We start from the raw sequence: 15,066 nt of genomic DNA, 5'->3' as shown, positions 1-15,066 counted from the left end.
ATGGGTGACAACACGCAGTAGAATGCGTGCCATCTGCCCTGTCCCTGAGCCTGACCCATGTTCCATGTCGTCCTGTTCCAGCCCGAGATTCCACCCAACACCGGCAACATCATTCGCCTCTGTGCCAACACCGGCTGCCAGCTGCACCTGATCGAGCCGCTGGGCTTCGAACTGGACGACAAGCGCTTGCGTCGCGCCGGGTTGGATTACCACGAATACGCGACATTAAAACGCCATCAGTCATTGAGCGACTGTATCACAGTTACCCGTAGCGACAGGATATTGGCATTTACCACAAAAGCCAGTCACAGCTACGCACAAATGCAGTATCGACGCGGCGATATGCTGCTGTTCGGCCCGGAAAGTCGGGGCCTGCCAGCAGAGATACTGGAGCAGATCCCCGACCCACAGCGCCTGCGCATGCCGATGCGTCCGGAGTGCCGCAGCCTCAACCTGTCCAATGCCGTGGCCGTGGTGACGTACGAGGCCTGGCGCCAGCATGACTTCGCCATGGAGTAGGAGCGAGTTCTGCTGGCGAACCCTGGCCAGTTCAACGCGTCGCGAGCAGCTCACGCCAGGCCAGGTAAATCGAGACAGAAAAAAAGCGCCCCGCGGGGCGCTTTTTTCATTACCGCAGGCATAGAGCCTGCTTACGATCTCGCGAGCTAGAGCCAGACAAGGCGCTACACCAGTAACAGCCTTCGGCTGGTCAAACGGCCGAGGGAGCGGAGTTTACGAGCTGTAAATGAGCATCCCGAGGCCAGTTTTAACGCAGTATGGCCGACGCGCAGCAGATCGTGGGCAGGCTCTTAGGCCTGAGCGGTTTCCGCACCGGCGGTCTGCATACGCTGCAGCTCCTGGGCGTAGAGGGCGTCGAAGTTCACCGGTGCCAGCATCAGCGCCGGGAAGGAGCCGCGCACCACCAGGTTGTCCAACGCTTCACGGGCGTAGGGGAACAGCAGGTTCGGGCAGAACGCGCCGAGAGTGTGGCTCATGGACGCGGCATCCAGGCCCTTAATCAGGAAGATGCCGGCCTGCTGCACTTCGGCGATGAAGGCGGTCTCTTCGCCAGTCTTCACGGTGACCGAGAGGGTCAGCACCACTTCATGGAAGTCGCCATCCAGGCCTTTTTGCCGGGTGTTCAGGTCCAGGGCGACGCTCGGCGCCCACTCCTGGCGGAAGATTTCCGGGCTCTTCGGCGCTTCGAAGGACAGGTCCTTCACATAGATACGTTGCAGGGAGAACTGTGGGCCTTGCTCGGCTTGGGCGGCGCCGTTGGTAACTTGCTCGGTCATGACGAAGTCTTCTTATTACGGGTTACGGAAAGGGTTCAGGCCTGTAGCAGCGCGTCCAGCTTGCCAGCGCGCTCCAAGGCATAGAGGTCGTCGCAGCCACCGATGTGGCGAGTGCCGATCCAGATCTGCGGTACCGAAGTACGCCCGGCCTTGCGCGTCATCTCGGCGCGCGCCTCGGGTTTGCCGTCGACACTGATTTCCTGGAAAGCCACACCCTTGCTGCTCAGCAACTGCTTGGCACGGATGCAGTAAGGGCACCAGGCGCTGGAGTAAACCACGACCTCGGGCATATCACTTGACCACAGGCAGGTTGTCGCCACGCCAGCTGGCGATGCCGCCACCCAGTTTGGCAGCGGTGAAGCCGGCTTTCTGCAGCTCGCGGGCGACGCTGCCGGCATGCTGGCCCATGGCATCGACCACGATCACGGTCTTGGCCTTGTGCTTGTCCAGCTCGACCATGCGACTGGCCACCTTGTCGAAGGGGATGTTGATGGCGCCAACGATATGGCCACTGGCGAAATCCTTGTTGTTGCGCACATCCAGCACCACAGCCTGATCGCTGTTGACCAGTGCGGTCAGTTCACGGCTGGACAGGCTTTTGCCACCCTTGCGCAGTTCGGTGACGATCAGCAGCACCAGCAGGAAGGCGAAGCAGGCAGTCAGTACATAGTGGTTAGTGGCAAATTCAATCAGGTTGGCCAACATTGCGCGGTTCCAGGGCGTTAAAATGCCGGCCAGTATACACAGCATGCCTTATCGGCCAAGCCCCGCCGGGCGGTGACGCGGCGGGCTTATGGCCGTAAAATGCGCGACCTTTTTGCTCACCATGCACAGCGAGCCAGCCCCCATGAGCGCCACGCCCAAACCCCTGGTCCTGATCATCCTCGACGGCTTCGGCCACAGCGACAATCCCGAGTACAACGCCATCCATGCGGCCGACACGCCGGTCTACGACCGCCTGCGCGCCACCCAGCCGCACGGCCTGATCTCGGGCAGCGGCATGGATGTCGGCCTGCCGGACGGACAGATGGGCAACTCGGAAGTCGGCCACATGAACCTCGGCGCCGGCCGTGTGGTGTACCAGGACTTCACCCGGGTGACCAAGGCGATCCGCGATGGCGAGTTCTTCAGCAATGCCGCCATCACCGGCGCCGTGGATAAGGCGGTCAGTGCCGGCAAGGCCGTGCATATCCTCGGCCTGCTCTCCGATGGCGGCGTGCACAGCCACCAGGACCACCTGGTCGCCATGGCCGAGTTGGCCGCCCAGCGTGGCGCCGAGAAGATCTACCTGCACGCCTTCCTCGACGGCCGCGACACCCCGCCGAAAAGCGCCCAGCCGTCGATCGAGCTGCTTGACGCTACCTTCACCAGGCTCGGCAAGGGCCGTATCGCCAGCCTCACCGGCCGCTACTTCGCCATGGACCGCGACAACCGCTGGGACCGTGTCGAGCAGGCCTACCACCTGATCGTCGAAGGCCAGGGCCAGTTCAATGCCGCCAGCGCCGCAGAAGGCCTGGCCGCCGCCTACGAGCGCGGCGAGAGCGACGAATTCGTCAAAGCCACCACCATCGGTGCGCCGGTGAAAGTCGAAGACGGCGACGCCGTGGTGTTCATGAACTTCCGCGCCGACCGCGCCCGCGAGCTGACCCGCGCGTTTGTCGAACCCGGCTTCAAGGAATTCGAGCGCACCCGCGTGCCGCAACTGGCCGGCTTCATCATGCTCACCCAGTATGCCGCGAGCATCCCGACGCCCAGCGCCTACAAGCCGGAAGCGCTGACCAACGTGCTCGGCGAATACCTGGCCAACAATGGCAAGACCCAGCTGCGCATCGCCGAGACCGAGAAGTACGCCCACGTCACCTTTTTCTTCTCCGGCGGCCGCGAAGAGCCATTCGCCGGCGAAGAGCGCATCCTTATCCCCTCGCCAAACGTCGCCACCTACGACCTGCAGCCGCAGATGAGCGCCCCGGAAGTCACCGACCGCATCGTCGACGCCATCGAGAACCAGCGTTATGACGTGATTATCGTCAACTACGCCAACGGCGACATGGTCGGCCACACCGGCGTGTTCTCTGCCGCCGTGGCTGCGGTGGAATGCCTGGACGCCTGTGTCGGGCGCATCGTCGCGGCGCTGGACAAGGTCGGCGGCGAAGCGCTGATCACCGCCGACCACGGCAACGTCGAGCAGATGGAAGACGAGTGCACCGGCCAGGCGCACACCGCGCACACCTGCGAGCCGGTGCCGTTCATCTATGTCGGCAAGCGTCCGGCCACCCTCCGCGAAGGCGGCGTGCTGGCCGACGTGGCACCAACCCTGCTGACCCTAATGGGCCTGCCGATTCCGGCGGAAATGACCGGCACCAGCATCATCAGCCTGCAATAAGAGCCAGTCTCGGATCTGCTGCGCGTCGGAAAAACTGCGTTGAAAACGGCTTCGGAATGCTCATTTACAGCTCGTAAACTCCGCTTCCTCAGCCGTTTTCGCCTTGTTTTTCTCTAGCTCGCGAGATCCGAAACAGACTCTAAAGCGCTCCGCGTCGCGAAACGCCTGCCGGTCAGCACCGGCGGGCGTTTTTTTTGCGCAACGCGACGGGCATACTAGGCCGTCTCCTACCCCAGGTGCTGCTCAGCCCATGTTTCGCGTCCTCGCCCTGATAGTCCTGACCAGCCTGCTCGCTCCGGCCGCCTTCGCCGACGAGAAAGCCGCCGCCCAGCAACAGCTGGAAGCCGCCCGCGCCGATGTCGCCGAACTGAAGAAGCTGCTGGAAAAACTGCAGAAAGAAAAATCCGGCGTACAGAAGGACCTCAAGCGCACCGAAAGCGAGATGGGCACCCTGGAGAAGCAGGTCAAGGGCCTGCAGCAGGAAATGAACAAGAGCGAGCAGGAGCTACAGCGTCTCGATCAGGAGAAAAAAAAACTCCAGCAATCGCGCCTTGAACAGCAACGACTGATCGGCATCCAGGCCCGTGCGGCCTACCAGGGCGGCCAGCAGGAGCCGCTGCGCCTGCTGCTCAATCAGCAGCAGCCGGAAAAATTCTCGCGCACCCTCACCTATTACGACTACCTCGGCAAGGCACGCCTGGAGCAGTTGGCGGCCTTCAACGAAACCCTGCGCCAGCTGGCCAATATCGAGACCGATATCACCACCCAGCAGACCCGCCTGGTCGAGCAGAAGAGCGCCCTGGACAGCCAGCGCGAGCAGCTCGCCAGCGTACGCAAGGAGCGTCAGCTGGCCTTGGCCAAACTGAACAAGGAATACAGTGCGCGCGACAGCAAGCTCAAGGCCCGCCAGCAGGAACAGGCCGAGCTGACCCGCGTACTCAAGACCATCGAGGAAACCCTGGCCCGCCAGGCTCGCGAAGCAGCAGAAGCACAGCGCCTGGCCCTGCTCGAACAGCAGCAGGTTCACACCCCGAACAACAAACCACTGCCCCTCGGCCCGAGCGTCACCAGCTCCGGCGCCAGCTATGGCGGCCCTTTTGCCAGCGCCAAGGGCAAGTTGCCGTGGCCGGTCGACGGGCGCCTGGTGGCTCGTTACGGCTCACCGCGCGGCGGTGACTCGCGCACCAAGTGGGACGGCGTGCTGATCGGCGCCAGTGCCGGCAGCCAGGTGCATGCCGTGCATGGCGGGCGCGTGGTGTTCGCCGACTGGTTGCGTGGCGCCGGGCTTCTGGTCATCCTCGACCATGGCAATGGTTATCTGAGCCTCTATGGCCATAACCAGAGCCTGCTGAAAGAGGCCGGCGATATCGTCAAGGCTGGCGAATCGATCGCCACCGTCGGCACCAGTGGCGGGCAGGACACGCCCGCACTGTATTTCGCCATTCGCCAGCAGGGCCGCCCGAGCGACCCGGCGCAATGGTGTCGCGGATGACAGCCCGAGGCTGGCATTGGCAATTATTCCTGGGAGTTCACATGTCGCATTTCCACCGCCTCACCCCTCTCGCCCTGGCCCTTGGCCTGCTGGTCGGCAGCCCTGCCCTGCAGGCTGCTCCCGAGCCGGTGGCGGCGCCCGTGGAAAATGCCAAGGCACCGCTGCCGCTGGATGAGTTGCGCACCTTTGCCGAGGTGATGGATCGCATCAAGTCGGCCTATGTCGAGCCGGTGGACGACAAGACCCTGCTGGAGAATGCGATCAAGGGCATGCTCAGCAACCTCGACCCGCACTCCGCCTACCTGGAGCCGGAAGACTTCGCCGAACTGCAGGAAAGCACCAGCGGCGAGTTCGGCGGCCTGGGCATCGAAGTCGGCATGGAAGACAGCTTCCTCAAGGTGGTCTCGCCGATCGACGACACCCCCGCCTCGCGTGCTGGTATCCAGCCCGGCGACCTGATCGTCAAGATCGACGGCCAGCCGACCAAGGGCCTGTCGCTGATGGAAGCGGTCGACAAGATGCGCGGCAAGGCCGGCAGCAAAATCGTCCTGACCCTGCTGCGTGAAGGCGGCCAGCCGTTCGACGTGGAGCTGCAGCGCGCGGTGATCAAGGTCAAGAGCGTGAAGAGCCAGCTGCTCGATGACGGCTACGGCCTGGTGCGCATCTCGCAGTTCCAGATCAACACCGGCGAGGAAGTCGGCAAGGCCCTGGCCAAGCTGCGCAAGGACAACAACGGCAAGCTGCGCGGCATCGTCCTCGACCTGCGCAACAACCCCGGCGGCGTGCTGCAGGCGGCAGTGGAAGTCACCGACCACTTCCTCAAGAAAGGCCTGATCGTCTACACCGAGGGGCGCATCGCCAACTCCGAGCTGCGCTTCAATGCCGACCCGGCCGACGCCAGCGAAGGCGTGCCGCTGGTGGTGCTGATCAACGGTGGCAGCGCCTCGGCCTCGGAGATCGTCGCCGGCGCCCTGCAGGACCACAAGCGTGGCGTGCTGATGGGCACCGACAGCTTCGGCAAGGGCTCGGTACAGACCGTGCTGCCGCTGAACAACGACCGCGCACTGAAGCTCACCACGGCCCTGTACTACACGCCGAAAGGCCGCTCGATCCAGGCCCAGGGCATCGTCCCGGACATCGAAGTGGCGCGCGCCAAACTGACCCGCGAGCAGGATGGCGAGAGCATCAAGGAAGCCGACCTGGCCGGCCACCTGGGCAACGGCAATGGCGGCGCAGACAAACCCAGCGGCAAGAAGAGCGAAAAACCAGCCCGCCCGCAGGACGACGACTACCAGCTCAGCCAGGCCCTCAACCTGCTCAAGGGCCTGAGCGTGACGCGCGGCGACTGAGCCCATCGGCGCCCCACACAAAGCCCGGACAGCTCCCTGATGCTGTTCACATAAAAACGCCGCGATTTCGCCCAGGAATCGCGGCGTTTTTCTGCGACGGGCAAACTGTAGGAGCGAGCCCTGCTCGCGAACCGGGCATCCCATAAAGCTTCGCGAGCAGAGCTCGCTCCCACGGCCTGAGTGTTTTACCGGCCCCGATACCGTTGCAACGGGCTTTTGATCCAGTCGTAGCCCGGATGCAATCCGGGAAACAGGCCGCTCCGCTCCCGGATTGCATCCGGGCTACGGTGCTGAGCCAGTCTGCAGCCACAAAAAACCCGGGCAAGCCCGGGTTTTTCTTTAGCGGCGGGTATCACTCCAGGTAGCTAGCGAGCACCTTGTCGATGAAGCCCTCAGCACGCATCTTGTCCAACTCGGCCTGCAACTTGTTCACCACTTCATCCGGGGTTTCCGGGTTGAGGGCGAGGAACAGTTCGGCACTGTCGAAACGCAGCACATTCTTCAAACCCGTGACGCCTGCCTGCTTGGCCAGATAGCGCCCCGCCGGATCACCGGTGGCCCACAGATCAATCCTGCCGGCCTGCAGCTTCTCGACGTTGTCCTGATCACGGAACGCCGTCTGCGGTTCAAGCCCCTGGGCAACCAGATGCTCGGCAATCGCGTCACCTTTATAGGCGCCGACGCGGTATTGCTTGGCCTGCTCCAGGCTGTTGATAGTGATGGTGCTATCGGCCTTGGCCAGCATTACCCAGTCATCCGGACCAATCGGACCGACCCACTTGAACAGCTTCTCGCGCTCCGGCAGCCGGGCGGCGACGAACACGCCGTGGTTGGGCTTTTCCAGCGCCAGCTTGTAGATCCGCGCCCAGGGAAAGCGCAGGGTCATGTGGTAGTTGATGCCGGCACGCTTGAACATCTCGCGCACCACTTCCACGGCGATGCCCTTGAGGTTTTCCTCGCGGGCGTAGTTCTTGTCGTTGGTCGCCATGTTGTAAGGCGGGAAGTTCTCGGTCATCAGAATCACCGAGTAGTTCTCGTCCACTTCGGCGCGAGCTGCACCGATGTACAACAGGCTTACCCCTATTAGCGCGACCAGCAGACGCTTCAACGACATAGCTGCTTCCTTATAAAAATACAAAGCCGGAGTATAACTTAAGCAACATCGACCCCAGCCGAACGCAACACATCTTCGCTCCAAGGTCTCTTCACTTGCCACACGCAGATTGCCCCATGCGGCTTGCACACGCCAGCAGCCAGTGCCACACAATGCATGCATGCCAAGAGCAATCGATAGTGGCATCATGCTGCGATTCGTAGAGAGACCTGTATTCACCCATGCGCCTACGCCTCGACCCTACCCGCGATATCGATGCAGCGTTACTGCGCTACCGCAGTCTGTTCTGGGTCATCGCCCTGTTCAGTGGCGTGATCAACCTGCTGACCATCGTGCCGGCCATCTACATGATGCAGGTGTTCGACCGGGTGATGGCCAGCCGCAACGAAACCACCCTGCTGCTGTTGACCATACTGGCTCTCGGCCTGTTCCTGCTCAGCTCACTGGTCGAGTGGATACGTGGCCAGGTGATGATCAAGATGAGCGCCGGCATCGACCTCGACCTGGGTGAGCGTCTGTTTGGCGTGGCCTTCCAGAAGAGCCTCAAGGAGCACAATGCCAACCCGGCACAGGTGCTCAGCGATCTCAACGCACTGCGCCAGTTCCTCACGGGCTCGGCCTTGATCTCGCTCCTCGACCTGCCCTGGATGCCGATCTTTCTCATCGTCACCGGCCTGCTGCATCCCTGGCTGGGGCTGTTCACCCTGCTCGGCGCACTGATCCTGTTCGCCCTGGCCATCTGGAACGAGCATGCCACCCGCAAGGGCCTGGACGAAGCCAACCAGATCTCCGTGCACTCGGCCAAATACGTCAACAGCACCCTGCAGAATGCCGAAGTGATCCAGGCCATGGGCATGCTGAGCAACCTGCAGAAACGCTGGGCAGCCATGCAGCAACGGCTGATTGGCGCACAGTCCACGGCCAGCGACAAAGCTGCCGGTATCTCCACCATTACCCGCCTGGTGCGTACCGCCTGGCAATCACTGGCCATGGGCTTGGCCATGCTGCTGATTCTCGACGGGCAGATTTCCGGTGGGGTGATGATGGCGGCGGGCTTCCTGATCAGCAAAGCCATGCTGCCGGCCGAGCAGGCCATCAGCTCGTGGAAGCAACTGGATAACGCCAAGGCCAGCTACAAGCGCCTGTGCGATTTACTCGAAGAGTTCCCGCGCAAGCTTGAGCGTATGACCCTGCCGGACCCGACCGGGGCGATCCGCATAGAGCGCCTGGTGGTAACACCACCGGGCAGCAAGCGCCCGGCCGTCAACGGCATCGACCTGGCCCTGGCCAAGGGTGAGGTACTGGCCATCATCGGCCCGAGTGCCTCCGGCAAGTCGTCCCTGGCTCGCGCCATGGTCGGGGTCTGGCCACCCAGCTACGGCTCGGTGCGTCTGGACGGTGCCGAGATAGGTCAGTGGGCCAGCGAAGCGCTGGGCCCCCACCTGGGCTACCTGCCGCAGGACATCGAGCTGTTCGATGGCACGGTGGCCGAGAACATCGCCCGCTTCGGTGAAACCGACTCCAACAAGATCATCGAAGCCGCTACCCTGGCCGGCATTCACCAGATGGTGCTGCGCTTCCCGCAGGGCTACGACACCCTGCTCGGGCCTGGCGGTCTCGGCCTGTCCGGCGGGCAGAAGCAGCGCATCGGCCTGGCCCGCGCCCTATACGGTAAACCGGCACTGGTGGTGCTGGACGAACCCAACTCCAACCTCGACGACGCTGGCGAAGCCGCGCTGGTCGCCGCCATCGATGCCCTGCGCAAACATGGCTCAACCGTGGTACTGGTTACTCACCGACCCAACGTGCTGGCGGTAGTCGACAAGTTGCTCGTGCTGCAGGAAGGTACCCAGAAGATGTTTGGCCCGCGTGACCAGGTGCTCAAGGCCTTGTTTCCGAGCAATGCCCCTGCCAGCACAGACCCCAGCACCCAAACGAGCTGATCATGTCCGCCTCCCTCACCAAGCCAACCCTGCCAGCCGACATCAGTTCCGCCGCCAAGACCGCCCGACTGGGCCTGTGGATTATTGCCCTGGGGCTCGGCGGCTTCATTCTCTGGGCCAGCCTGGCGCCGCTGGCGCAAGGCGTAGCCGGTAACGGCACGGTCGTGGTGGCCGGCGAGCGCAAGACGGTACAAGCCCTGGCCGGCGGTGCAGTAGACGATATCCTGGTGCGCGAAGGCGATCATGTGCAGGCCGGTCAATTACTGATCCAGCTCAACACGGTGCAGGCCCAGGCTCAGTTGGAGGTTGCCCTCGGCCAGTGGTTCAGCGCACGCAGCAGCGAGGCACGCCTGAGTTCCGAGCGCCACAGTCTGTCCGCCATCGATTGGCCGCCAGACCTGCTGGCGCGACAGGACGACCCGCGCGCCAAACGCAATATGGATCTGCAGAAGAATCTGTTCGAGACCCGCCGTGACGAGCTGAGCAGTCGCCAACAGATTCTTGAGAACCAGGCTGCCTCGCTGCAGGAGCAACTGCGCTCCTATGAACAGATCAGAAACCATCTGGAAACCCAGCTGGACTACCAGCGCAAGGAGTTGGCCGGTCTGCGCCAACTGGCGGCTGAAGGTTATGTACCACGTAACCGCCTGTTCGAAGCCGAGCGCAACTCCGCCCAGCTCAGCGCCCAACTGGCCTCCGGCATCGCGGATATCGGCAAGACCCGGCAAAGTATCGCCGAGAGCAAACTGCAAGCCCTGCAGCTGCAACAGAGCTTTCGTATCGAGGCCGAGTCCCAGCTGGCCAGTATCGCGGCCGAGGCCTCCAGCCTGGAGGAGCGGATCAAGGCCCTGGAGTTCGAGGTCAGCAACGCCGCCATCCGTGCCCCGGTCGCCGGCCAGGTGATTGGCCTGGCGGTGCACACCGAAGGCGGCGTCATTCCCGCTGCGCAAAAACTGATGGACATCGTGCCGCGCGGCTCGGCGTGGATCATCAAGGCTAAGTTCGAGCCCGTGGTTGCCGATCGACTGAAGATCGATCTGCCGGTGAATTTGCGCTTCTCCTCGCTGAACAGCGCCACGTTGCCCGTGGTAGAGGGCAAGGTGCTGACGGTTTCCGGTGATCAGCTACTGGACGAGCAGACCGGCCTGCCCTACTTCGCCGTCGAGGTTGAAGTGGGCGCCGAGGCCGTGACCAAGCTGCAGGCCCACGGCCTTGAGGTGAAGCCCGGGATGCAGGCCGAAGTGATGGTGCAGACCGGCGAGCGCACCTTCCTCAACTACCTGCTCAGCCCGCTGGAAAAGCGCATTCGCGGCGCGCTCAAGGAAGAATGAGCATGCGCCTGCACCTCGCCCTGCTTACTGCCTTGCTGCTGCCACTCGCCCAGGCCGCAGAGCCGGCGCCCCTGTCACTGCTGGACGCCTACGACAACGCGCTGTACCACGACCCGACGTTCCAGACCGCCACCTTCGACTACCAGGCCAGCCAGCAGGAAGAGGCCATTGGCCTGGCGCCGCTGCTGCCGCAGGTCAACGCCAGCGGCCGCTACGGCAGCACCCGGCAGCTCCGCGGCCGCGATCTCGACGGCAACAACGAAGACCCGCAGTCAACCAGCAGCGGCCTCAGCCTGAGCGCCCGCCAAGTGCTCTACGACCGCGCCCAGGCCGCCTACTACGCCCAGAGCAAGGCGCGCGGCAGACTGGGCGAATCGATCTATGACGATGCGTTCCAGGAGCTCTTCCCGCGCGTGGTCGAGGCCTATTTCGAGGTGGCTCGCCAGGAGAATGAACTGAGCCTGATCGCGCAGCAGAAGATCGCCATCGAAGGCTTGGTCAAACAGACTCGCCGGCTCTACGAAGTGGGCGACGGCACCATAACCGACACCGAAGAGGCCCAGGCCCGCCTGGACCTGGTCAAGGCCCAGGAGATCGAGGCCCAGGCCCGTCTGCAGGCCGCCCGCCATGCCTTGGCCGGACGCACCGGGGTCGCCATCGATGAGATCGTGACCATGCGCGATGAGCTGCCGGCAGCGCCTCCCCTGAAGACGGGTGAAGACCTGCCCTTCTGGCAGCAGCAGGCGCGACTGGCCGCCCCCCGCCTGGACGCCCGGCGCGACTCGGTGGCCGTGGCCGAGGCGGAACTGCGCGCGCAGAAAGCCGGGCACTACCCACAGCTGGCGCTGGTCGGTGAACTGAATCACTCAGACCGCGACAACCTGGCCGACGACTTCCGCCGCCAGTCCACCTCCTACCTCGGCTTGTCCCTGGACGTGCCGCTGTACGCCGGCGGCGGCGTCAATGCCGCCTCGCGCAAATCGCAGTTCGCCCTGTCCAGCGCCCAGGCCCAGCTCGATGACGAAACCCGTCTGTTGTCCGAGGAGATCGAGCGCAACTACCTGGGCGTGGTCAGCGGTTACGCCAAGAGCAAAGCCCTGCAAACCGCCGTGAACTCCAGCCAGCGTGCCCTGGAATCAGCCGAGAAAGGCTACCAGGCCGGGGTGCGCTCGACGGTGGATATCCTCAACGCCCAGCAGACCCTGTTCTTGGCCCGCCGTGACCTGCTCAACAGCAAGCTGCTGATGCTGCAGAGCCTGGTCACCCTGCACGCACGCAGCGGGTTGATGCACCGTGGCCTGCTGCAGCAGGTCGAAGCGCTATTCTGAGAGCCTGTTTACGCTCTCCTGATTCGCGGCCAGGAGATCGTAAAAAGACCCTGAGGGCTCAGACGCCCGGTACGTAACTGCGCTCGCCAGACTTGACCAGCAGATTGAGCTGACCGGTATGCCGGCTCAGCCAATCGCCGTTGGCACTCGGCAGGCTGCGCAACTGGCGCAGCAGGTAGTAGCTGCCCAGACGCTCGGCACAGAAGGCCCAGACCCGCGCCTGCACGTCTGGCCGCTGGGTCGGGTGCAGTTCCACGCAGCGCCGCACCACCGCTTCGATGGCGGTGATATGGCGGACCCAGAACTCCGCAGGCAGCACACCCAGTTCGATGCCGCCGGGGAAGAAGATCTTCTCGTCGAAGAACGGACAGACCTCCTGGCGATCCAGCACGCCCAGCTCCACAGCCGCCGCGGTGAAGCGCAGGAAGTCCTCGACGTGGTGCACGTCCTTGTACTGGTACAGGTAGCCGTGGTTAACCCCGTTGAGGGTGAACTGTCCGGGTTTGCCGATCAGAAAGTCCGAATCCGTGGGCAGCATCTGCGCGGTGAGCACGTCACGGTCGATCTGCTCGGTCGAGAGCACGTCCATCACCTGGTAATTGTCGGCCTGCACGCCGAGGCGCTCGCGGGTCATGAACTTGCGGTACTGGCAGATGCCCACATGGCTGATACCGGGGCGCTGCAACAGCAGGTTCTTCAGGGCGAATGCACCGGCGATCGAGCCCAGCACGGGATGATAGGGCTCCCACTCCGGGGCCAGGTCGCGCAGGTTGAGGCGCCCTTCTCCCTGCGCATCACCCATGTAGATGGGCGTGACATAGTGCGGATAGTCCACCTCCAGCGGCACATGGGTCAGGCAGGCGTAGACGAGGTTCTCGGGGGCCATCGGTAGCTTCCGCGGTAAAAGGGGTCAGTCGCGCGCCGCCGAGGCGTTTCTGGCGGCCAGCAGGCCTTCCTCGAAACTGCGCACGAAGCGCGGCATATCGAACAACAGTGAAGTCTCGCGCTCCTCGGCCAGGCGTTGGCGCAGGTCTCGCAGCTGAGCGGGATCACGCGCCAGTTCGATGGCACGCCGCTCGTAGTCGACCAGATTGTCGGTGATCAGCTCGGGCAGCTCCAGGGCAGTGAGCAAACTGCCAGCCATGCGCGAGGCGAAGGTACGCCCGGAGCGGGTCAGCACCGGCAGGCCCATCCACAGGGCGTCGTTGGCCGTGGTGCCACCGTTGAACGGATAGGCATCGAGGAACAGGTCAGCCACCGTGTAGCGCGCCAGGTACAGCTCGGGCGCCACGCGCGGGGCAAAGATCAGCCGCTCGACCGCCACACCATGGCGCTCGGCACAGGCCAGCAGGTTGGCCTGTGACCACTGATTGTCGGCCAGCAGCCAGAACACGCTGTCCGGTACGGCGGCGAGGATGCGCATCCAGCAGGAAAAGGTTTCCTCGTTGAACTTGTAGTTGTTGTTGAAGCAGCAGAACACCACCTTGTCTTCCGGCAGCCCGCAGTCGGCGCGGCTGGGTAACGGAGCTACCGGGCGCTGGCGGTCACTGCACTGGAACACAGGCAGGTACAGTGGCTTCTCGCTGTAGAAAGGCTTTTCCGCATCGGGAATCAGGTAGCGGTCGGCGATCACGTAATCGACGCACGGCAGGCCGGTCGGCCCCGGAAAACCGAGGTAGGTGATCTGCAGCGGCGCCGGGCGATAAGCCAGGATGTTCGGCCGCGCGCCCGAAGTCAGGCCCTGCAGATCGACCAGGATGTCGATCTCGTGCTGCTGGATCAGCTGCGCAGCGCTGGCGTCATCCATGCCGCCGATGGGAATGAAGTAGTCCATGGCCGCCTTCACCCGCGCACGCAGGGCCGAGCCATCCTCGCGGCTCCAGCAGAAACCGTAGACTTCGAAACGCTCGCGATCGAGCAATTCGAACAGCTCCACCGTCAGCAGCGATACCGCATGCAGACAGAAGTCCGAAGAGAGAAAGGCAATGCGCACGCGCGGATGGTCGTAGCCTTGCGGCGGCGCCAGCAGGGCTACGCGCTGGTTGACCCGCTCGACCACGAAACGCATGGCGGTGGCCAACTGCAGGCCCGGATCGTCGCTGGCGGAAAGCATGGCCAGGGGCGAGGTAGCCTTGAGCATGTCACCGCAGGACAGGCCATCCAGCGGGGTCAATACCGGCCACTCGCACTGTTTCTGGCGCAGGTGCACCCAGTGCTGGATCACCTTGGGCTGCAGCGGATTGGCCTGCAGGCTGGCCAGCAGTTTCTGTTCGGCCGACTGCAGCTGGCGCGTTTCCTCCATCAGCCGGCCCATGCTGTTGAGCACCATGATGTACAGCTCAGGATTGAGCTCGGGGCCCACCAGCGGGTGGTCGAGCATCGACTGCCAGATGATCAGGGCATTCTCTGCCCGCCCCTGGCGCTCGATCACCGCGCCCAGATTGAACCAGGCCTGGACGAAATCCGGTTTGCGCTGAATCGCCGCCCGGTAAGCCTGCTCCGCCGCCGGCAATTGCTCCAGCTGCGACAGGGTTACCCCCAGGTTGAACTGCACGATGTAGTCGGCAGTCGAGCTGCAATGACCTAGCCAGGTCTGGTACAGCCTGACCACGTCGGCTGAGCGGCGTGCCTGGCCCAGGCGCTCGGCCACGGCGATCAGGTGCATGGGTTCGAGAGCAGCCTGCTCGGCCAGCTGTAGAGCACTCAGCAGGGCAACGTCCAGGTTCGGACTTTCAAGGGGATTGGCGGGCATGCGTACGCCTTGTCAGGGGAGGGATTGCACACGTGCCTCCCCGGCAGCGCCAGGCGCCACCGGGGAAGAGTTACCAGCG

General features: G+C 63.6%; 13 protein-coding genes. 7 read left to right on the top strand and 6 right to left on the bottom strand.

Going from position 1 to position 15,066, the window contains the following annotated elements:
* Positions 1 to 57 precede the first annotated feature (57 nt).
* Positions 58 to 519 (top strand): tRNA (uridine(34)/cytosine(34)/5-carboxymethylaminomethyluridine(34)-2'-O)-methyltransferase TrmL, encoded by a 462-nt coding sequence (gene trmL, locus HNE05_RS01760; protein WP_173211464.1) that lies wholly within the window; start codon positions 58 to 60, stop codon positions 517 to 519.
* Positions 520 to 809: 290 nt separating this feature from the next.
* On the opposite strand, the gene secB is transcribed toward trmL, so the two are convergent.
* From secB to HNE05_RS01745, 3 genes are read right to left on the bottom strand one after another with little or no spacing between them, the layout of a single operon-like run.
* Positions 810 to 1,295: a protein-export chaperone SecB gene (gene secB, locus HNE05_RS01755; RefSeq protein ID WP_173211461.1), complete on the bottom strand. Its 486-nt coding sequence runs from the start codon at positions 1,293 to 1,295 to the stop codon at positions 810 to 812.
* A 35-nt stretch (positions 1,296 to 1,330) separates the two neighbouring features.
* Positions 1,331 to 1,585: a glutaredoxin 3 gene (gene grxC / locus HNE05_RS01750; protein ID WP_173211459.1), complete on the bottom strand. Its 255-nt coding sequence runs from the start codon at positions 1,583 to 1,585 to the stop codon at positions 1,331 to 1,333.
* A gap of 1 nt (position 1,586) precedes the next feature.
* Positions 1,587 to 2,000 (bottom strand): rhodanese-like domain-containing protein, encoded by a 414-nt coding sequence (locus HNE05_RS01745; RefSeq protein ID WP_173211457.1) that lies wholly within the window; start codon positions 1,998 to 2,000, stop codon positions 1,587 to 1,589.
* A gap of 142 nt (positions 2,001 to 2,142) precedes the next feature.
* Here HNE05_RS01745 and gpmI point away from each other — a divergent pair, with 142 nt between their 5' ends.
* The 3 genes from gpmI to HNE05_RS01730 all read left to right on the top strand — a co-directional run bounded on the left by gpmI (position 2,143) and on the right by HNE05_RS01730 (position 6,519).
* A complete protein-coding gene (gene gpmI, locus HNE05_RS01740; RefSeq protein WP_173211455.1) occupies positions 2,143 to 3,678 on the top strand; it encodes a 2,3-bisphosphoglycerate-independent phosphoglycerate mutase in 1,536 nt (511 codons plus the stop codon).
* A 250-nt stretch (positions 3,679 to 3,928) separates the two neighbouring features.
* Entirely contained in the window at positions 3,929 to 5,170 is a 1,242-nt protein-coding gene (locus tag HNE05_RS01735; protein ID WP_173211453.1) for a murein hydrolase activator EnvC family protein, read from the top strand.
* 41 nt (positions 5,171 to 5,211) lie between these two features.
* The gene (locus tag HNE05_RS01730) at positions 5,212 to 6,519 is read left to right on the top strand and encodes a S41 family peptidase (protein ID WP_173211451.1); all 1,308 of its coding nucleotides are present in this window, start codon (positions 5,212 to 5,214) and stop codon (positions 6,517 to 6,519) included.
* A gap of 352 nt (positions 6,520 to 6,871) precedes the next feature.
* Here the strand turns inward: HNE05_RS01730 and HNE05_RS01725 are convergent, their stop codons facing one another.
* Positions 6,872 to 7,633, bottom strand: coding sequence for a substrate-binding periplasmic protein (locus HNE05_RS01725; protein WP_173211449.1), 762 nt, complete (start codon positions 7,631 to 7,633; stop codon positions 6,872 to 6,874).
* Positions 7,634 to 7,854: 221 nt separating this feature from the next.
* Between HNE05_RS01725 and HNE05_RS01720 the strand changes: the two genes are divergently transcribed.
* From HNE05_RS01720 to HNE05_RS01710, 3 genes are read left to right on the top strand one after another with little or no spacing between them, the layout of a single operon-like run.
* A complete protein-coding gene (locus HNE05_RS01720) occupies positions 7,855 to 9,576 on the top strand; it encodes a type I secretion system permease/ATPase (RefSeq protein ID WP_173211447.1) in 1,722 nt (573 codons plus the stop codon).
* Positions 9,577 to 9,578: 2 nt separating this feature from the next.
* Complete coding sequence (locus HNE05_RS01715) at positions 9,579 to 10,907, top strand: HlyD family type I secretion periplasmic adaptor subunit (protein ID WP_173211445.1); 1,329 nt, start codon at positions 9,579 to 9,581, stop codon at positions 10,905 to 10,907.
* Between the two features lie 2 nt (positions 10,908 to 10,909).
* Positions 10,910 to 12,235: a TolC family outer membrane protein gene (locus HNE05_RS01710; RefSeq protein WP_240008798.1), complete on the top strand. Its 1,326-nt coding sequence runs from the start codon at positions 10,910 to 10,912 to the stop codon at positions 12,233 to 12,235.
* A 58-nt stretch (positions 12,236 to 12,293) separates the two neighbouring features.
* On the opposite strand, the gene HNE05_RS01705 is transcribed toward HNE05_RS01710, so the two are convergent.
* Entirely contained in the window at positions 12,294 to 13,121 is an 828-nt protein-coding gene (locus HNE05_RS01705) for a hypothetical protein (protein WP_173211440.1), read from the bottom strand.
* A gap of 24 nt (positions 13,122 to 13,145) precedes the next feature.
* Positions 13,146 to 14,987: an O-linked N-acetylglucosamine transferase, SPINDLY family protein gene (locus HNE05_RS01700; RefSeq protein WP_173211438.1), complete on the bottom strand. Its 1,842-nt coding sequence runs from the start codon at positions 14,985 to 14,987 to the stop codon at positions 13,146 to 13,148.
* Positions 14,988 to 15,066 lie beyond the last annotated feature (79 nt).

The organism is Pseudomonas campi (assembly GCF_013200955.2).
Lineage (GTDB): Bacteria > Pseudomonadota > Gammaproteobacteria > Pseudomonadales > Pseudomonadaceae > Aquipseudomonas > Aquipseudomonas campi.
Note: the sequence above shows the minus strand (reverse complement) of the source record. Positions and strands in the feature narration are given on the sequence as shown.